This window comes from Microbacterium sp. UFMG61, assembly GCF_015354505.1.
Taxonomy (GTDB): Bacteria; Actinomycetota; Actinomycetes; order Actinomycetales; family Microbacteriaceae; genus Microbacterium.
On sequence record NZ_JACAFP010000003.1, the window covers coordinates 276,342 to 294,791 of the forward strand.

The 18,450-nt window shown below is 69.2% G+C and carries 21 protein-coding genes; 14 read left to right on the top strand and 7 right to left on the bottom strand.

The features are described from left to right. Positions 1-32 precede the first annotated feature (32 nt). The 5 genes from IXW21_RS05055 (at position 33) to IXW21_RS05075 (ending at position 3,887) form a co-directional block, all read left to right on the top strand. Complete coding sequence (locus IXW21_RS05055; RefSeq protein ID WP_194763164.1) at positions 33-731, top strand: GTP pyrophosphokinase; 699 nt, start codon at positions 33-35, stop codon at positions 729-731. Between the two features lie 166 nt (positions 732-897). Further along, the gene (locus IXW21_RS05060; RefSeq protein ID WP_194763165.1) at positions 898-1,173 is read left to right on the top strand and encodes a hypothetical protein; all 276 of its coding nucleotides are present in this window, start codon (positions 898-900) and stop codon (positions 1,171-1,173) included. Between the two features lie 133 nt (positions 1,174-1,306). Continuing rightward, entirely contained in the window at positions 1,307-2,923 is a 1,617-nt protein-coding gene (locus tag IXW21_RS05065) for a molybdopterin-dependent oxidoreductase (RefSeq protein WP_194763166.1), read from the top strand. A gap of 38 nt (positions 2,924-2,961) precedes the next feature. Further along, the gene (locus IXW21_RS05070) at positions 2,962-3,450 is read left to right on the top strand and encodes a MogA/MoaB family molybdenum cofactor biosynthesis protein (protein WP_194763167.1); all 489 of its coding nucleotides are present in this window, start codon (positions 2,962-2,964) and stop codon (positions 3,448-3,450) included. Further along, complete coding sequence (locus IXW21_RS05075) at positions 3,447-3,887, top strand: molybdenum cofactor biosynthesis protein MoaE (protein ID WP_194763168.1); 441 nt, start codon at positions 3,447-3,449, stop codon at positions 3,885-3,887. Before IXW21_RS05070 ends, IXW21_RS05075 begins: the two co-directional genes overlap by 4 nt. A gap of 58 nt (positions 3,888-3,945) precedes the next feature. Here the strand turns inward: IXW21_RS05075 and IXW21_RS05080 are convergent, their stop codons facing one another. Genes IXW21_RS05080 through IXW21_RS05095 form a run of 4 tightly spaced genes read right to left on the bottom strand, consistent with a single transcriptional unit; the run spans position 3,946 to position 6,681 of the window. Beyond that, positions 3,946-4,179, bottom strand: a complete 234-nt coding sequence (locus tag IXW21_RS05080) for a MoaD/ThiS family protein (RefSeq protein ID WP_194763169.1) — start codon at positions 4,177-4,179, stop codon at positions 3,946-3,948. Beyond that, the gene (gene moaC / locus IXW21_RS05085; RefSeq protein WP_194763170.1) at positions 4,176-4,655 is read right to left on the bottom strand and encodes a cyclic pyranopterin monophosphate synthase MoaC; all 480 of its coding nucleotides are present in this window, start codon (positions 4,653-4,655) and stop codon (positions 4,176-4,178) included. Before moaC ends, IXW21_RS05080 begins: the two co-directional genes overlap by 4 nt. Beyond that, positions 4,652-5,899: a gephyrin-like molybdotransferase Glp gene (gene glp, locus IXW21_RS05090; RefSeq protein WP_194763171.1), complete on the bottom strand. Its 1,248-nt coding sequence runs from the start codon at positions 5,897-5,899 to the stop codon at positions 4,652-4,654. The genes moaC and glp overlap by 4 nt, the downstream gene beginning before the upstream one ends. Before the next feature lie 11 nt (positions 5,900-5,910). After that, complete coding sequence (locus IXW21_RS05095; protein ID WP_194763172.1) at positions 5,911-6,681, bottom strand: HesA/MoeB/ThiF family protein; 771 nt, start codon at positions 6,679-6,681, stop codon at positions 5,911-5,913. 95 nt (positions 6,682-6,776) lie between these two features. Between IXW21_RS05095 and IXW21_RS05100 the strand changes: the two genes are divergently transcribed. The 6 genes from IXW21_RS05100 to IXW21_RS05125 are packed head-to-tail and all read left to right on the top strand — an operon-like array spanning position 6,777 to position 12,707. Next, positions 6,777-8,630, top strand: coding sequence for a molybdopterin-dependent oxidoreductase (locus IXW21_RS05100; protein WP_228528173.1), 1,854 nt, complete (start codon positions 6,777-6,779; stop codon positions 8,628-8,630). Between the two features lie 3 nt (positions 8,631-8,633). After that, positions 8,634-9,653: a tellurite resistance/C4-dicarboxylate transporter family protein gene (locus tag IXW21_RS05105; protein WP_194763173.1), complete on the top strand. Its 1,020-nt coding sequence runs from the start codon at positions 8,634-8,636 to the stop codon at positions 9,651-9,653. Positions 9,654-9,691: 38 nt separating this feature from the next. Next, a complete protein-coding gene (locus IXW21_RS05110; protein WP_194763174.1) occupies positions 9,692-10,084 on the top strand; it encodes a TOBE domain-containing protein in 393 nt (130 codons plus the stop codon). Between the two features lie 3 nt (positions 10,085-10,087). Beyond that, positions 10,088-10,873, top strand: coding sequence for a molybdate ABC transporter substrate-binding protein (gene modA, locus IXW21_RS05115; RefSeq protein ID WP_194763175.1), 786 nt, complete (start codon positions 10,088-10,090; stop codon positions 10,871-10,873). Continuing rightward, positions 10,870-11,658, top strand: a complete 789-nt coding sequence (gene modB, locus IXW21_RS05120) for a molybdate ABC transporter permease subunit (protein ID WP_194763176.1) — start codon at positions 10,870-10,872, stop codon at positions 11,656-11,658. Before modA ends, modB begins: the two co-directional genes overlap by 4 nt. Then, a complete protein-coding gene (locus tag IXW21_RS05125; protein ID WP_194763177.1) occupies positions 11,655-12,707 on the top strand; it encodes a sulfate/molybdate ABC transporter ATP-binding protein in 1,053 nt (350 codons plus the stop codon). Before modB ends, IXW21_RS05125 begins: the two co-directional genes overlap by 4 nt. Before the next feature lie 184 nt (positions 12,708-12,891). Here the strand turns inward: IXW21_RS05125 and IXW21_RS05130 are convergent, their stop codons facing one another. Further along, positions 12,892-13,482, bottom strand: coding sequence for a hypothetical protein (locus IXW21_RS05130; protein WP_194763178.1), 591 nt, complete (start codon positions 13,480-13,482; stop codon positions 12,892-12,894). A gap of 156 nt (positions 13,483-13,638) precedes the next feature. Here IXW21_RS05130 and IXW21_RS18655 point away from each other — a divergent pair, with 156 nt between their 5' ends. The 3 genes from IXW21_RS18655 to moaA all read left to right on the top strand — a co-directional run bounded on the left by IXW21_RS18655 (position 13,639) and on the right by moaA (position 16,127). Beyond that, on the top strand, positions 13,639-13,866 hold the full coding sequence (locus tag IXW21_RS18655; RefSeq protein WP_416361086.1) for a hypothetical protein: 228 nt from the start codon (positions 13,639-13,641) through the stop codon (positions 13,864-13,866). Between the two features lie 212 nt (positions 13,867-14,078). Continuing rightward, positions 14,079-14,870 carry a hypothetical protein gene (locus tag IXW21_RS05140; RefSeq protein WP_194763179.1) on the top strand — a complete coding sequence of 264 codons (792 nt, stop codon included), beginning with the start codon at positions 14,079-14,081 and terminating at the stop codon, positions 14,868-14,870. A 171-nt stretch (positions 14,871-15,041) separates the two neighbouring features. Then, positions 15,042-16,127 carry a GTP 3',8-cyclase MoaA gene (gene moaA / locus IXW21_RS05145; protein WP_194763180.1) on the top strand — a complete coding sequence of 362 codons (1,086 nt, stop codon included), beginning with the start codon at positions 15,042-15,044 and terminating at the stop codon, positions 16,125-16,127. Positions 16,128-16,414: 287 nt separating this feature from the next. Here moaA and IXW21_RS05150 read toward each other — a convergent pair whose 3' ends face one another. Both IXW21_RS05150 and IXW21_RS05155 read right to left on the bottom strand, forming a co-directional pair. Beyond that, a complete protein-coding gene (locus IXW21_RS05150; RefSeq protein WP_194763181.1) occupies positions 16,415-17,629 on the bottom strand; it encodes an amidohydrolase in 1,215 nt (404 codons plus the stop codon). Between the two features lie 10 nt (positions 17,630-17,639). Further along, on the bottom strand, positions 17,640-18,287 hold the full coding sequence (locus IXW21_RS05155) for a TetR/AcrR family transcriptional regulator (RefSeq protein WP_194763182.1): 648 nt from the start codon (positions 18,285-18,287) through the stop codon (positions 17,640-17,642). Between the last annotated feature and the right edge of the window lie 163 nt (positions 18,288-18,450).

The following is an 18,450-nucleotide window of genomic DNA, read 5'->3' on the forward strand; positions in this document are numbered from 1 at the left end:
ACTTCCGATCACGGACGGATAACGTCGAAGACATGACGTCCCTTCAGGTCACCGACGACGCGATCCAGCAGACTCGGGAGCTCCGTGACGAGTTCCAGCGCTTCCTGCGCGAATACGAGTTCGGGATGCGCGAGGTCGAGACCAAGATCTCGATCCTGCGTGACGAGTTCACCCACCACCACGCGTACAACCCGATCGAGCACGTGAAGAGCCGGCTCAAGACTCCCGACAGCATCGTCGAGAAGATCGCCCGTAAGGGAATCGTCGAGCCCGACTTCGAGCGCATCCGCTCCGAGATCACCGACATCGCCGGCGTGCGCGTCACGTGCAGCTTCGTCGCCGACGTCTACCGCCTCTTCGACCTGCTCACCGCGCAGGACGACGTGACCGTCGTCACGGTCAAGGACTACATCGCCACGCCGAAGGACAACGGCTACAAGAGCCTGCACGCGATCATCGAGGTGCCCGTGTTCCTGTCGACCGGAGCACTGTCGGTGCCCGTCGAGGTGCAGTTCCGCACGATCGCCATGGACTTCTGGGCCAGCCTCGAGCACAAGATCTACTACAAGTTCTCGAACCAGGTGCCCTCGCACCTCGTCGAGAGCCTGACGGATGCGGCCGAGGCCGCCGCCGAACTCGACAGCCGTATGGAGCGTCTGCACCGCGAGGCCCACGGCGTGCCGCAGCGCCAGCTCGCACCCCCGCCACCCCCGCACGTCGTGCAGGTCTGACGTCGGCTGCCGCCTTCCGCGTTCACGACTCCGCAGAGAAGGGGCGTTCCGGCGGCGGATGTGGGTGCTGCGGCTCCGGTCGACCCGTTCATGCTGAGTTGTGCACGCCTTGTCGACGACACGGTCGGTGTTGCGCGGGGCAGGGGCGGCCTGACACCATCAGCAGGTGGTCAGTACAGCGGAATCCCGGTCTCTTGACGCCGATCAGGCGGTCGATCTCGACGAACTCGCCGGCCTCGACCGTGGTCGGCAGCGCTGCGAATGCGATCACGGCGACGATGAGGCGTATGCGGCGTGCGGTCGCAAGGCCAAGTGGCGCGTGAGCATCGACTGCGATTGCGGCGAGAACCATCCGCGCACGGTGGAGATCCTCTGCTCACGGTGCCTGCGCACGCTGCGTCAGACCCAGGACCAGGATTCGATCACCGCGCGACCTCTCTGAGCGGTCTCCTCCGACCGACTCCGCGAACCCTGATTCCATCCGTTCCGCGTCCCGCTCCGAACAACCCTCGACCACAGCGACGCCGGACCACAGCCGACTCCGGAACAGTGCTGCGGCGAACGAGGAGCAGAGCATGTCACAGCACGCAAAGCCACGCAGCAAGGGACGCCGTTTCTTCTTCTGGGCAGCCCTCGCGGGCCTCATCAGCGGTGCCGTCTTTCTCGCTGCCGCAGAGCTCTTCGCTCTGATCTTCGCCCGATCGGCGAGCCCGATCCTGGCGATCGGCGGGTTCGTGATCGACATCGTGCCGCAGCCGTTCAAGGAGTTCGCGATCGCGACCTTCGGCGAGTACGACAAGATCGCCCTGCTCGCCGGGCTCGGTCTGGCCGTCGTGATCGCGTCGGCGATCGGCGGCATCCTGCAGTTCGTGCGACCACCGCTCGGAGTCGTCGCTCTGGTGATCGCGGGTGCCCTCTCGACCGCAGCCATCGTGACGCGGGCCGGTGTGACGCCGCTCGCCTTCCTTCCTCCCGTGCTCGGCACCATCGCCGGCTCGATCATCATTGTGCTCCTGGTCCGTCGCCTGAGGGCGTGGCGCACGTCGGTCGCGCCGGTCGGCGTTGACCGTGTCGACGACGGAGATGCGGATGCGGATGCTGATGCGCCCGCGATCGCGAAGCCGATCGGGCGTCGACAGTTCTTCCTGCTGGCGGGCATCGCGGGAGCATCCGCCGTGATCGTCGGCGTCGCCTCGCGCGCGGTGAGCATGACGGTGGCGTCTGTCGCGAACATCCGCGAGGCCCTCAAGCTCCCCTCGCCCGGCACGAAGGTCACCGTGCCCCAGGGCGCCGAGCTCGACATCCCGGGCCTCAGCACGCTCTTCACCCCGAACAAGGACTTCTACCGCGTCGACACCGCGCTGACCGTGCCCACGATCGATCCCTCGACCTGGCGCCTGGTGATCGACGGCATGGTCGACCAGCGCGTCGAGATGAGCTTCCAGGACATCCTCGACATGGGCGTCGACGAGTACGCCATCACGCTGACCTGCGTCTCGAACGAGGTCGGCGGCGAGCTCGTGGGCAATGCGATGTGGCTCGGTGTGCCGCTGCGGGACGTGCTCAAGAAGGCGGGCGTGAAATCGGGTGCCGACATGGTGCTGTCGAAGAGCGTCGACGGATACACCGCCAGCACGCCGCTCTCGGCGCTGACCGACGACAACCTCGATGCGATCCTCGCGGTCGGCATGAACGGCGAGCCCCTGCCGCTCGAGCACGGCTTCCCGGTGCGCATGGTGGTCCCCGGCCTGTATGGATACGTGTCGGCGACCAAGTGGCTCACCGAGCTCAAGGTCACCACGTTCGAGAAGGACGAGGCGTACTGGACGCCGCGCGGCTACAGCGCCGAGGCGCCGATCAAGTTCTCGTCGCGCATCGACACCCCCAAGCTCGGATCGGCTGTGGATGCCGGAAAGATTCCGATCGCCGGCGTCGCCTGGGCGCAGTCGGTGGGCATCGAGCGGGTCGAGGTGAAGATCGACGAGGGCGACTGGACCCCCGCGACGCTCTCGACCCCGATCAACGAGGACACCTGGGTGCAGTGGTTCCTCGAGTGGGATGCCACTCCCGGGACGCACTACGTGGCCGTGCGCGCGATCAACAAGAACGGCGATCTGCAGATCGAGGAGCGGGCAGCCATCGCCCCGAACGGATCGTCGGGCTGGCAGCGGTCGCTCGTGCGCGTCAACTGAGCCGTGCGTCGGATCGGGGTGCGCCCTAGGGTGGAGCCATGACGTCGCTGCCCGCCTGTGTGATCACCGTGTCGGATCGATCGTTCGCGGGGGAGCGGGAGGACCGGGGCGGCCCGATCGCCGTGGGCCTGCTGCGGGATGCCGGGTGGCACTGCCCGGATGCCGAGATCATCGCCGACGGCGTCGAGTCCGTCGCGGATGCTCTGCGCAGGGCCGTCGCGCGGGGCGTGCGCCTGATCGTGACCACGGGTGGCACGGGTGTCTCGCCGCGCGACCAGACCCCCGAGGGGACGCTCAAGGTCGTGACGCGTGGGGTGCCGGGCATCGCGGAGGAGCTACGGCGCTCCGGGCTCGCCGACACTCCGCTGTCGATCCTGTCGCGTGGCGTCGCCGGCGTCGTCGACCCGGCGGGCGCGCTGGTCGTGAACCTGCCGGGGTCGACCAGGGCGGTCGCGTCAGGAGTGCCCGTCGTGCTGACCGTGGCGCGACATGTCGTGGACCAGACCGATGGAGGAGACCACTCGTGAACGATGTACGGATCGCTGCGATCTCGGAGCAGAAGCTCGACCTCGACGCGCATCTCGCCGCCGTCGACGACCCCGCGCTGGGGGGAGTCACGACTTTCATCGGTCGCGTGCGCGACAACGACCCCGATGCGCAGACGCCGGTCGTGGGACTCGAGTACAGCGCGCACCCCGACGCCGAGGCGGCGCTGCGGCGCATCGCCGAGAAGGCGGCGGCGGATGCTGTGGGCGACGAGCGCGTGGTCGTCGCGGTGAGCCACCGTGTGGGGCACCTCGACGTCGGCGACGCCGCGGTCGTGATCGCCGTCGCCGCGGAGCACCGCGCCGAGGCGTTCGCGGTGTGCCGTGCGGTCATCGAGGACATCAAGACCGAGCTGCCGGTGTGGAAGCGCCAGCTCGAGTCCGACGGGACGACGGCGTGGAAGGGTATCGGCGGCTGACACCGGCCGCGGCCTTCCGGTCGGCCTTCCGGTTCTGGAAAGCCGCCGGGCGGTGCTCTCAGCCTCCGGCGAAGGGCGGCAGCACGTCGATCAGCTCGGCGCCGCCGAGGGGGCGGTCGTCGTCGCTGCGCACGCCGTCGACCATGACCGCGCAGCGCGGCAGGATGTCGGCCAGGGCCGGGTGCTCGGCCACGACGGCCGCGCGGAGCGCCTCCAGCGTCGTCTCCTCGCGATCCTCCGCGTCGACTCCCGCGGCCTCGGCGGCGGCGGCGAAGTAGCGGATCCGAGTCATAGCGATTCTCCTTCGCGCACCCAGTCGCCGGAGCGTCCGCCCGACTTCGCGACGATGCGCACGTCTTCGATGACCACAGACCGGTCGAGGCCCTTGATCATGTCGACGATCGCGAGAGAGGTCACCGAGACGGCCGTGAGTGCCTCCATCTCGACGCCCGTGCGATCGGCGGTGCCGACGGTCGCCTCGATATGCACGCCGTCGTCGACGATGTCGAGCTCGACGTTCGCGCGGTGCACGCCGATCACGTGGGCGAGGGGCAGCAGCGTCGGCGTCGCCTTGGCGGCCTGGATGCCGGCGATGCGGGCGACCGCGATCACGTCGCCCTTCGGGGCGGTGCCGTCGCGCAGCGCGGCGATGACCTCGGGGCTGCAGCGCACGAAACCGCGAGCGGTGGCGGTGCGGACGGTCGGCTGCTTGGCGGTCACGTCGACCATGTGCGCGTGGCCGGCCGAGTCGAGGTGCGTGAAGCTCATTCGACCAGCATGACATCGATCGCGTCGCCCACGGCGACGGCCTCGACCTCGGCGGGCACGATCGCGAAGGCACGTGCCCGAGCAAGCCCGCCGGCCAGATGCGACCCCGAGCCTCCGGCCGTCGCGGGGCGCACTGTGCGGGCCGCGAGGTCGACGACGGCGGGCAGGTACTGGCGGCGCCCGGGCGGTGTCGTCCAGGCCTCCTCCGCCGTGAAGGATGCGCGGGGGCGATGGATCTCGGAGCGACCCTGCAGGGCCAGCAGCGCGGGCCGCACGAACACCTCGAACGAGACCGCCACACTGACCGGGTTTCCCGGCAGCCCGAACACGAGCGTGCCGGAATCGAGGGCGCCGAAAGCCTGCGGTTTGCCGGGCTGCATCGCGACGCTCGCGAACTCGACCTCGCCGCGACCGTCGAAGGCGCCGCGAACCGGCTCGTATGCTCCGGCGCTGACGCCGCCCGTGAACACGATCACATCGGCGCCGCGTTCGACGGCCGTCTCGGTCACGGCACGCACGGCCGCTGCGTCGTCGGCGACACGGGCGACGAGCACGACCTCGGCATCGGCATCCGCGACGAGCAGCTCGAGCAGCGGACCGTTCGAGTCGGGGATGCGACCACGGCTCGCGGGCTCACCGGGGGCGAGCAGCTCGCTCCCGGTCGAGACCACGGCGACGCGCGGTGCACGGGTGACCGACACGGTGTCGGCGCCCGCGGCGACGGCGGCGGCGAGCTGGAAGGCGCCGAGGCGCTCGCCAGCCCGCACGACGGCATCCCCGGCACGCAGGTCGGCGCCCCGGCGGCGGACGAAGGCTCCCTGCGCCGCCGGGGCCCGCAGTACCCGCACCTCATCGAGCGAGTCGGCGAGGCCGCCCGCGGTGTCTTCGAAGGGCACGATCGCGTCGGCATCCGTCGGGGCCGACGAACCGGTCATGATGCGCGCCGCGTCGCCGGTCCCGAGGGGAGGATCGTCCGACACTCCGGCGGGCAGGTCGGCGATCACGCGCAGGATGACCGGATTCTCGGCGGAGGCCGCGGCGACGTCGGCGAAACGCACTGCGAAGCCGTCCATCGCCGAGTTGTCGAAAAGAGGGATGTCGTGGGCGGCTGTCGCGGCCCGCGCCAGCGTGCGCGAGGCCGCATCGCGAATCGGACGGTCCTCTGCGGGCAGCGACCGCACGGCATCCAGAATTCGCGCGAGCTGCTCCTCGACCGTGCGACGGTTCCCGCCTGCACCGCTCATGCGGGCACCGCTCATGCGGACACCGCCGATCGGATCGCGATCTCGTGCTGTCGCGCCGACAGCCCGTCGATCATGGCGAGGCGCCCGAGCAGCGGGTCACCGGCGCCGGTGATGAGCTTCACGACCTCGCCGGCGAGCATCCCGCCCACCTGCACGCACAGCGCACCCAGCACGCCCACCTGGGCGCAGCTCGGCGGCTCGCCCTCTGTGCCGAGGGGGAACAGGTCTGCGAGCACGACCGGGGCGTGGCCCTCGGGCGGATCCGACCAGAAGACGGTGGCCTGCGCGTGCCACTCCTGCACGGCGCCCCAGACCAGAGGGATGCCGAGCGCCTCCGCCGCGGCCGCGACATCACGACGGGTCGCGAAGGAGTCGCTGGTGTCGACCACGATGTCGGCGCCCGCGAACAGGCGCTCGGCGTTCTCGGAGTCGAGTCGCTCGGCCGCCGTCACGACCTCCGCTCCGGGCGACAGCGCCAGGATCGCGCGCTCCGCGGATGAGGTCTTCGGTCTGCCGATGTCTTCGACGCGGTGCGCGAGCTGACGCTGCAGGTTCGTCAGCTCGACGATGTCGTCGTCGATCACGGTGATGCTGCCGACTCCTGCCGCGGCCAGTGCGAGCAGCGCGGGTGAGCCGAGGCCGCCGGCGCCGACGACGGCGACGTGGGCCGCCGCCAGGCGACGCTGTCCCTCCTCGCCGATGCCGGCGAGCACCGCGTGCCTGGCGGTGCGGACGAGTTCGGCCGGGTCGAGAGCGAGGGCGGGGGCGACGAGCGGCTGCATGGCCCCAGGCTATGCCGGGATGACAGAATTCTCGCGTTCCTGCGGGGATTCTGTCAGACTCCGAGGCATACGGGCGCCCCACCCGGTGGTGTCCGATGACGACTCCACAGGGGGACTTCATGGCCGGCACCGGAGGATCCGCGGCAGATCCGACAGACGAGCGGGAGCCGCAGACGCACGCGCGCACCGTCGCAGAGCAGCGGTCCCAGCAGCTGCGCGAGGTGTCACCGCGGTTCCGGGACGCGCTCGACTCCCGCCATCACGATCGGGTGGGCGCCGACTGGGCGGGCGGGCTTCCCGCGCAGTACGGTGTCGCCCCGCGCATCCGCGTCGGTCGCACCAAGTGGTTCAACCTGCTGTGGCTGATCCCGATCGCGGTCGCGCTCATGATCGCCGGCATCGCCGTGGCTCGGGGCATCATCGACACCCCCGTCGTCCGCGACTTCCTGAGCGACTACCCCGGGGCCACAGCGCTACCGGAGGGCACGCCCGAGGGCTTCCCGCTGTGGATGCGGTGGCAGCACTGGCTCAACGTCTTCTTCATGTTCTTCATGATCCGCTCCGGCCTCAGCATCCTCGCCGATCATCCGCGGCTGTACTGGACCCGGCACTCGACGCCGGGGCGCGAGTGGTTCCGCATGCAGCGCCCCGTGCCCGTCGACGACCCCACGTACACGGCCAAGGGGGACTCGCTCACGCTGCCCGACGGCGTGGGACTGCCCGGGCGACGCCACTCGATCGGCCTCGCGCGGTGGTGGCACCTCAGCATCGATGTGCTCTGGCTGCTCAACGGCATCGTGTTCGTGGTGCTGCTGTTCGTGAGCGGCCACTGGGCGCGCATCGTGCCGACGAGCTGGGACGTGATCCCGAACGCCCTGTCGACGGCGATCCAGTACCTCTCGCTCGAATGGCCGACCGAGAACGGCTGGGTCAATTACAACGCCCTGCAGATGCTGGCCTACTTCATCACGGTCTTCATCGCCGCACCTCTGGCGCTGCTCACCGGTCTGGGAATGTCGCCTGCGCTGTCGACGCGATTCCGCCGCATCAGCCGTGTCTTCAACATCCAGTTCGCGCGCTCCCTGCACTTCCTGGTGCTGTGCTGGTACGTGATGTTCGTCGTGGTGCACGTGGCACTCGTCTTCGCCACCGGGGCGCTGCGCAACCTCAACCACATGTACGCAGGCGACGACACGACCTCGTGGACGGGGTTCTGGATCTTCGTCGCGACGTCGGCGGTGCTGGCCGTCGTCTGGGTCGCGGCGACGCCGTTCACCTACCGGTATCCGAGGGCTGTGCGTCGCATGGGTATGGCGCTGATCGGTCCCGTGCAGCGACTCTTCGAGCACGTCGACTCGAAGCCGGGGGAGTACACCGAGAAGGACATCTCGCCATACTTCTGGTCGAACGGCCGGGTGCCCGACAGCGACGAGTACAGGACGATGCAGGAGGGCGGCTTCCGCGACTATCGGCTGCGCATCGGCGGGCTCGTCGAACAGCCGGTCGCACTGAGCATCGACGACCTTCGCAAGATGGCGCGTCACGATCAGATCACGCAGCACTTCTGCATCCAGGGATGGTCGGGCGTCGCGAAGTGGGGAGGGGTGTCGATGGCATCCGTCCTCGACCTCGTGCGCCCGACGCCCGAGGCGAAGTGGGTCGTCTTCTACTCGTTCGCAGAGGGCGCGGAAGGCGGGCTCTACTACGACGTGCAGGACATCGATCAGATGCGGCACCAGCTGACGATGCTCGCCTACGACATGAACGACGAGCCGCTGACCTTCTCGCACGGGGCGCCGCTGCGGTTGCGCAACGAGGTGCAGCTCGGCTTCAAGATGGTCAAGTGGATCCAGGGGATCGAGTTCGTCGAGAAGTTCGAGGACGTGGGCGGTGGCCTCGGCGGCTACAACAACGACCACGAGTTCTTCGGGTACCGGCAGTCAATCTGATCCATGAGCATCCGCACGGCCATCGCGGCGATGCCGCCCGCGAGCTTCTCGTTCGTGATGGCGACGGGCATCGTCGGCACGGCGTTCACGACCGCGGGGTTCCCCGGCGTCGGCGTCGCCGCCCTGATCCTCGCCTCGGTCGGCTACGTGCTGCTCGTGGTCGCGACGATCGCGCGGGCTGTGATCGCGCCGGTCGCGCTGCGCCGCGATGCGCGCGACCCGGGGCGGGCGTTCGGGTTCTTCACGGTCGTCGCCGCGACCGGGGTCACCGTGACGCTCGCGGCGGCGCTCGGCATCCGGTGGATGCTGCCCGGTGCGGTGGTGGTCGAGGGGCTGCTGTGGCTGCTGCTGATCTACGGGCTCCTGCCCTGGATCGTCACGCATCCGTCGGTGCGACCGCTGCTGCCGACCGTCGACGGCGGCTGGTTCCTGCTCGTCGTCGCCACGCAGTCGCTGTCGGTGCTGACGAGTACTGCGGCCGGCGACCACCATCTGCTCTCGCTTGCAGCGCTCGGTCTCTGGGGTGTCGGGGTGGTGGTCTACCTGCTGCTCATGGCTGTCGTCGTGGTGCGACTGCTGTCGGACGCCGATGGAGCATCCGATGTCGCGCCCACCGCGTGGGTGCTGACGGGCGCGACGGCGATCTCGGTGCTCGCCGCGAGCCGCGTGCTGACGGCCCCGACGCCGGCGCTGCCCGAGGCCGAGGGAGCGGTGACCGTGATCGCGATCGTGCTGTGGTCGTTCGGCACCTTCCTGATCCCGTTCCTCGTCGGCCTCGGCATCCGTGACCTGGTGCGTCGACCGGCGGCCCGGCGCTTCACGGTCGGATGGTGGAGCATCGTGTTCCCCATCGGCATGTATGCGACGGCGACGCTCTCGTTCGGCGTCGCGGTCGGGGTCGCCGAGTTCGAGACCGTCGGCACGATCGCCGTATGGTTCGGGGGGCTCACGTGGCTGCTGGTGGCGACACTGGGGGTCGTGCGGCTCGTGGCACCATCCAGGAAATCCGCTTCTGCGGATTGATGATCGCCGAAGCTCCGCATCTGCGGTAGTGTTCCCTCATGCAGAGCTTTCGCATATCCCGTGCCGCCCAATTGCTCGGGGTGAGCGACGACACCGTCCGTCGCTGGGTCGACCAGGGTGTGCTCCCCACGACCGATGCCGTCCCGGCCGAGATCCCCGGAGACGCTCTCGCCGCCCGTGCTGTGGAACTCGCCGAGGAGGCGCAGGAGTCGAATCACGCGCTCTCGAGCGCCCGCAACCGCTTCGTCGGCATCGTCACCCGCGTGCAGATCGACGGAGTGATGGCGCAGGTCGACCTGCAGTCCGGCCCCCACCGCGTCGTCTCGCTGATGTCGGCCGAGGCCGCCCGCGAGCTGCAGCTCGAGGTGGGCTCGCTCGCCACCGCATCCGTCAAGGCGACCAACGTCGTCGTCGAAGTGCCGAAAGACTGACCCATGAACCGCACTCTCCGCCGCACCGTCACGATCGCTCTGGCCGCCGCGGCGCTCGCCCTCACCGGGTGCGCTTCCGGAGCGGAGCCGCCGGCGCCGACCGCCACCGACGATGCAGCCGAGAGTTCTCTGAGCGGTGAGCTCACGGTGTACGCGGCAGCCTCGCTCTCGACGGCCTTCGACGAGATCGGCGACGCCTTCACCGAGGCGAACCCCGACGTGGAGGTCAGCGTCGTGTACGACGGATCGTCGACCCTGGTCACGCAGCTGCTCGAGGGCGCCCCGGCCGATGTGTTCGCCTCAGCCGATGAGGCGAACATGAAGAAGCTCGAGGATGCCGCGGTCGACCCGACCCTGTTCGCCTCCAACACTCTCGTGATCGCCGTGCCCGCAGACAACCCGGGCGGCGTGAAGACCCTCGACGACCTGGCCGACGTCACCACGGTGCTGTGCGCCCCCGAGGTGCCGTGCGGTGCGGCATCCGCCACGCTGCTCTCGAACGCGGGCGTCACGGTCGATGCGGCGAGCCTCGAGCAGAACGTGACCGCTGTGCTGACCAAGGTCGCCGCCTCCGAGGCGGACGCCGGACTGGTGTACGCCACCGATGTGATCGGTCGGGACGACGTCGAGCTGATCGTGCCCGACGGCGCTGATGAAGTCGTCAACCACTATCCGATCGCCGCGCTGGCGGAGGCTCCGAACTCTGCGGCCGCCGAGGCGTTCGTCGCCTTCGTGCTCTCGGACGAGGGCCAGCAGATCCTCGCCGACCTCGGCTTCGGGGCGCCGTGAGTGCGGCCGGAGCACGCGGATACGCGCCGCGCGCACTGGCCATCCCCGCCCTGATCGGCCTCGCGTTCCTCGTCCTCCCGCTGGCGGCACTGGTCGCCCGCGTCGAGTGGTCGACGTTCATCGCCGATGTGACGTCGGAGGCCGCACGATCGGCGCTGCTGCTCTCGCTCGGCACGGGGCTCATCGCCACGCTGCTGTGCATCGTGATCGGCGTGCCGCTGGCGCTGACCATTGCTCGTTCAGGGCCGCGTCTCGCAGCCGTGCTGCGCGCGGCGGTCACGGTTCCGCTCGTGCTTCCGCCCATGGTCGGCGGCGTCGCCCTGCTCTACCTCTTCGGGCGGGCTGGGTGGTTCGGCGGACTCGGCCTCTCGTTCAGCACCCCGGCGGTCATCCTCGCGCAGACCTTCGTGGCGCTGCCGTTCCTGGTGCTGGCGGTCGAGGGTGCGGTGCGCACCTCGGGGGTCGAGTACGAGCGCACCGCCGCCGCGCTCGGTGCGGGGCGCTGGACGATCCTGCGCCGCGTCACCCTGCCACTGGCCGCCCCCGGGATCGTGGCCGGCGTAGTGCTGTGCTTCGCCCGCGCGATCGGCGAGTTCGGGGCCACGGCGCTCTTCGCCGGCAACCGCCCCGGCGTCACGCAGACCATGCCCCTGGCGATCTACACCGCTTTCAACGGAGCTGGGGTCACCCAGGGCGCCGCGGTCGCCCTCGCCCTGCTGCTGCTCGCCACCGCGATCCTCGTGCTGCTCCTCGTGCGCGGGTGGCGTCCGGGGGCTGCGCGATGAGCGCCGTCGAGGGCCTGCGCGCCCGGGTGGTCGTGCCTCGGGAGCACTTCACGGTCGATGTCTCGCTGCAGGTGCGGGCGGGGGAGACGGTCGCGGTGATGGGGCCGAGCGGTGCGGGCAAGTCGACGCTGCTGCAGGCCCTCGCCGGACTCGAGCCGCTGGGCGGGGGCGAGATCGCCGTCGAGGGGCGGGTCGTCGACCGGGTCGCGAAGCCGCGGGTGCGCACCGAGCCATTGCGCCGCGGTGTCGTGCTGCTGGGCCAGAAGCCGCGGCTGTTCCCCCATCTGTCGGTGCGCGAGAACGTGGCGTTCGGTCCGCGCGCGGCCGGCGTCGAGGCTCGTGCGGCGCGAGTCGGCGCCGACGACTGGCTCGCGCGCGTCGGGCTCCCGGGCTCGGGAGAGCGGATGCCGCACGAGCTCTCCGGGGGAGAGCAGCAGCGCGTCGCGGTCGCTCGTGCGCTCGCCGCATCCCCTCGCGTCGTGCTGCTCGACGAACCGCTCGTGGCCCTCGATCCCGAGACAGCCCGCGACATCAGGCGGATGCTGCGCGACCAGCTCGTCTCGACCACGACCGTCGCCGTCACACACGATGCCGCGGATGCCGTCGCGCTCGCCGACCAGTTGATCGTCGTCGAGGCTGGTCGCGTGACGCAGGAGGGGCCGGTGCGCGAGGTGCTCGCCGCCCCGGCATCCGGTTTCGTGGCCTCGATCGCCGGGGTGAATCGCCTGGTGGGTGTGGCGAGCGGAGGCGCGTGGCGCAGCGGTGAGGTGCTGCTGACGAGCGCCGATCCGGCGTCGCGTGCGCTCGCTGCGACAGACGGGGCAGCGCTCGCCGCGATCTTCCGTCCGGGGGACGTGCAGGTCGTCGATGCGGGCGCGGAGTCATGCCCGGCGGTGGTGACGCGCATCGAGCCCACACTGGCAGGCGTGCGCGTGCACACCGATGCGGGGGCGGTCGATCTGTCGCTGAACTCCTCGTCGGGGCTGGTCGTCGGCGACCGGATTCGGCTGCGGGTGGACCCGGCGCTGGTGCGATTCGTCGCGGCCTGAGAGTGTCGGTCGCCGGTGAGCGGCTCCGTCGATCGGTGAACGCTTCTGCGTCGACCACATCACGGTCTTCCAGTTCAACGACATCTATCCGGTCCCGCATCCCGGCGATGTGCTGGCCCTCCGAGTCGACGAATCGGTGCTGTTCCCCGTCGATCCGATCGACGAATCGTGACCGCGACGCGCATCAGTCCGGTCGGTGCGCGCGGTCGGTGACGCGTCGGCCGCGGACGGAGAGTCCCAGAGCCAGACCGCCGAGCAGAAGCTGCGCGATCGTGACGGATGCAGAGAGGCTGAGCGCCGGCAGGGGGTCGGGGTGGAGGATGACGGCGTGCCAGAAGCGAGCGAAGAGCGCCGCGACGATGAGCGCGGGCGCGAAGCGCCACAGTCCGGGCAGAGTGCCCTTCACGGCGAGGACGATCACGGCGACCGCCAGGAGCACGGGATCGACCACCGGGAACAGGACCAGTCCATAGCCGAGGAACTCGTTGAGATCGAGGCCGAGGAGGGAGATCCACGCGCCGTATGCGTGGCTGATGCCGAAGCCGATCAGCGCGGCCTTCCCCACGATGCTCCGTCCCATGACGCCGTCGCCACCCACCCCGAGGGCGAGCACGATCAGCGCTGCAAGGAGCAGCGTCGGCGCTACCGCGTGCAGCATGCTCGACCCCCGCAATTCCCACGTCATCAGGGGGGAGAGCGCGGTCACCACCAGAGAGGTGGCCGCGGACGCGAGCATCAGCGTGCCGCCCCACAGCAGCGTCCGACGGGGAAGCATGTCCCGACTCTCGCTCTGCGGTGTCTCGCTCACCCTCGTCCTCTCATCGACTCCGGCCATGATCGATGCCGTTTCCGAGCATGGCAATATGCCGGGGATTCGGGGGAGAGCAGCAGCGGGTGGCCGTGGCGCGCGCTCGCCGCATCCCCTCGCGTCGTGCTGCTCGACGAGCCGCTCGTGGCCCTCGATCCCGAGACGGTTGCCGACATCAGGCGGGTGCTGCGCGACCAGCTCGTCTCGATCACCACCGTCGCGGTCACGCACGATGCCGCGGATGCCGTCGCGCTTGCCGACCGGTTGCTCGAGCACCGAAATCTTTGCCAGCAGCGCTACATACCGGCATACGTCGTAGGGTGCATCGTCTCCATCGAGGGACTGTACTGATGTGTTCAGTGGCGCACGAGCTGATGAGGCTGGGTCGCGAGAGTCCTGTCCCCCGAATGGCCTACAGACGATCTCGCGGTGGATGCGGAGGATGAAGGCTCGTTGCCGTCAGCGTCTCATTCGACGTGGTCGATAAGACCAGAACTCGTCTCCGAACGGTAGCGGTGGCACCGTGGGAGGGTCTTGCACCAGCGTCTGTGTGAGGAAAGGAGATGGTGACGATGTCAGACACTTCGAGAGGGGCGACAGTGGGGGACACGATTGCAGCCCGCGGACTCGTCCGCCAAGACGAACACGACTCGTGGTTGATTCCGGTGGTCTCACCATCACCCGAGATCCGCCTTGCTATGGACGATGCCAGGATTCACCTGGAAGCATCTTCAGATCTCGATCGCTTGACCCACGGGTACGTCGAGGTGCGAGGAGTGTGGGTTCGCGAGGGAGCAGTCGCGGTCCGGGACATCATTCCGGTAGCTGAGGACGCCGCAGTCCTTGCGCCGCCGCCGTCATTGGGTACGCAGGCTCTTGTGACTTTACCTTCTGCTGCTGGCAGCCGGGCAGGGATCGATCTCTCCGTCGCTCGGTCGGTTGCTGGAGAGCTGGTCGAGAAAGAAGCAGCATTGCATTTCGTCGTGGTGGACGACGCCGAGCATTTCGCAGTCGTTGTCGCGGCCACTGATGTCGAGCGCGTCGAGTCTGAGCTGGGGCCGCTTCTGGGCCCTCACCTCGTCGTTGTCCACTCACAGAACACCCCGGCCATGCTCCGACGCGCGGACGAAATTCTCGCCAATGAGGAACGGGACAAAAACCTGCTCCTGGCGGGAGAGGAGATGAGTCCGAATGGTGACTACCGCGTCGTCGGAATCGTCAAACACTGGACATCGGCGCTGAGTACGGCGCCTGCAAGCGCGCTCGAGGTGCGGGCGTGGATCCACCCATATGAATCAGATTCTTCGACCCCAGCTCTTCTGGCTTTGACGGCCCCGCAGCGACCGCAGCAGTAGACGGCGTCGCCGACTGGTGCGAGGCGAGGATCACGCTTGGACGAGTGGAAACCGTTGAGCACCCGCACTGAAGGTTCGCGACCTGGCAATATGCCGGTTGTCGTGCCTGCATGGGCCCCGGCGCCGGAGGCGCGGGTAGTCTCGGAACATGTCGGGGAGAGGGAACGAGCGATGACGGCTGTGCCGGTCGTGATCGGGATGCGGGCGCCGAGCGCCGCGGTCCTCGACGCCGCCGCGCCCGCGTCGCAGGGACTCGTCGACACCCACGGTCGCGTGCACCGCGACCTACGGATCTCGCTGACGGACCGCTGCTCGCTGCGCTGCACCTACTGCATGCCCGAGCAGGGCAACGAATGGCTCGCTCGCACGAGCATCCTGTCGACCGACGAGATCGTCGAGGTGGCACAGGTCGCCGCATCGCTCGGCATCCGCACCTTCCGGCTCACGGGCGGCGAACCGCTGCTGCGCGCCGACATCGTCGACGTCGTTCGCCGGGTCTCCGCGATCCAGGGCGAGGACGGCCCCGTCGAGGTCGCAATGACCACGAACGGCATCACGCTCGCGAAGCACCTGCCCGCGCTGATCGACGCGGGCCTCACGCGGCTGAACATCAGCATCGACACGGTCGACCGTCAGCGCTTCGCCGACCTCACCCGCCGCGACCGCATCGACGACGTGTTCGAGGGCATCGCGGCAGCGGCGGCATCCGAACTGCGCCCGCTCAAGCTCAACACCGTCGCCATGCGCGGAGTGAACGACGACGAGCTGCCCGACCTGGTCGCCTTCGCGATGGAGGTCGGCGCACAGCTGCGCTTCATCGAGCAGATGCCGCTCGACGCCGGCCACACGTGGGACCGCGCCTCGATGGTCACGCGCGAGGAGATCCTCGAGAAGCTCGGTGCGCGGTGGAACCTCGAGCCCGTTCCCGGTCGTGGAGGAGCACCGGCCGAGAAGTGGCGCATCGACGGCGGACCCCACGAGGTCGGCGTCATCGCCTCGGTCACCGCCCCCTTCTGCGGCGCGTGCGACCGACTGCGCCTGACCGCCGACGGCCAGCTGCGCAACTGCCTGTTCTCGAACGCCGAGTACGACCTGATCGACGTGCTTCGTGGTGACGAGGCATCCGATGCGGATCACCGTGCCGAGGGAATCGGCGCCATGCTGCGCTCGTGCGTGCACGGCAAGCTGCCGGGCCACGCCATCAACGACCCGTCGTTCCTGCAGCCCGCCCGCGGCATGAACGCCATCGGCGGCTGAGCTCGCTCGTTTCCCGTTCACGACTCAGCAGAGAACGTGCGTTCCGCGTGCTCAGGGCGTATTTCCGACGGGGTACCGTCAGTCCGTGCTGAATTATGAACGGCATGAGGTTGCCTCGTCGCGGCCTCACTCCGGCGGCCGAGTCGCGCTGTCGGGCACGCAGCAGCATGCGGCTGCGCGACTTCCTGTTCACAATTCAGCAGAGAACGTGCGTTCCGCGGGCTCAGGGTGCGAATCCGGCACGGTCCTGGCCGCTCGTGCTGAATTGTGAACGGCGAGTAGCCGCCTCAGCCGAGGAACTCCCGCGCGGCCGTCGACAGCGCGGTGACGCCGACCTCGATGGTCGGGTGGATCACGGGCGCGAAGAACGGCGAGTGGTTCGTGGGGATGTCCTTGTCGAGTGTCCCCGCGGCGGCCGACGCCGCAAAGGTCGCCGGATCCACCCCTCCCCAGAACCAGAACACGAGCGGGGCTCCGGTGTCGCGGGCGAACCACGAGACGTCCTCGCTGCCGGTGAACATGCCGGGGTCGATCACCGACGCCTCACCGAGTGCGCGCTGCAGCGCCGACGTGACGCGTGCCGTGGCATCCGCATCGTTGATCGTGGGCGGCAGGGTGTGGTCGGTGCGGATCTCGGGTTCGCGCTCGGCGCCGGATGCCGCTGCCTCGGCGCGCACGATGCGCTCGACGCTCGCGAGCACCTTGTCGCGCATCTCGTCGTTCGGGTAGCGCAGGCTGAGCTCGAGCTTCGCCTCGGCGGGGATGATGTTGTTCTTGAGGCCGGCGTGGATCGAGCCCACCGTCACCACGGCGACGTCGCGCGGGTCGACCTCGCGAGAGGCGATGGTCTGCAGGCGCATGACGGTCGCCGCAGCCATGACCACCGGGTCGATCGTCGAGTGCGGGCGCGAGCCGTGTCCGCCGCGGCCGTGAAGGGTGACGGTCAGGCCGTCGGATGCCGCCATCTGCGTACCGGGTCGCACGCCGATCGTGCCGGCGGGAAGCGGGGTCACGTGCTGTCCGAGCACGATGTCGGGGTGCGGCACGAGGTCGCGCAGTCCGTCGTCGAGCATCGCGCGGGATCCGGCGCCGTACTCCTCGGCGGGCTGAATGAGCACGACCACGGTGCCCGACCAGTCGGCCTTCTCGGCGACGAGCTTCTCGACCGCGCCGATCATCGCGGTGACGTGCATGTCGTGTCCGCACGCGTGCATGACGGGCACGGTGGTGCCTGAGGGGTCGATGCCGGTCGCGGTGCTCGCGTATGCGAGGCCGGTCTCCTCGCCGACGGGCAGGGCGTCCATGTCGGCGCGCACCCAGACGACGGGACCGTCGCCGTTCTCGAGCACCCCGACCACGCCGGTGACGCCGACGCCCTCGTGCACCTCGAGCCCCAGATCGCGCAGATGCCCGGCGGCGATGCCGGCGGTGCGGGTCTCCTGGAACGAGAGCTCGGGGTGCTGGTGCAGGTCGATGTAGAGCGCTTCGAGGTCGATCGTCATGGCCCCGAGCCTAGTCGCGGCGGTAGGACTCCAGTGCGGGCCCGGGGTGCAGCACGCCGTTCACGATCGCGCGGATCGCGAACTCGCTGGCCTCGCCCAGGTCGATCACGTCGCGGTGCAGCAGCCACTGCAGCTGCAGGCCGTCCATCACGGCGAGGATGCTGGCGGCGGCGGTCGCGACCGTCTCGGGCTCGGTCACACCCTCCTGCGCGCACAGCAGATGGAACGCGTCGGTGACCTCGCGGCGCAGGGTCGTGTAGCGGTCTTCGAAGTACTCGCGGCCGGGGTGGTTGTCGGTCACGGATTCCGACGACAGCACGGTGTAGGCCTGCACGATGCCGGGGCGACGCTCGTTCGCGATCGCGGTGCGCACGAGGTGCAGGAACAGCTCGGGGCCGCCCGGGATGTGCTTCTCGGCGAGGTTCGCCACGTCGGCCTGGTCGCGGTAGGCGAGCACCTCGAGCAGCAGCTTCTGCTTCGAACCGAAATGGTGCAGCACTCCCGCGTGGGTGATGCCGACCTGCTCGGCGACGTCGGCGAGCGTGCCGTTGGTCGACCCCTTGTTGCCGAAGATCTCGACGGCCGCTTTGAGGATCTGCTCCCGCTTCTCGCGGGTGGCAGGGCGGACGGACGTGTGGGCGACAGCATCCTTCGACATGGTCCATCCTCTTCTGCACCGAATCCTGCACTGGATCGTACTTGCAACTCTACTTACTGGCGGGTAACCTCGCATCAGCTTACTTTCTCGCCAGTAAGCAAATAGGCGTCGGATGCTCGTCAGCCGGCGCTCACACAGCACAAAGACCCGTGCCCAAGGAGAA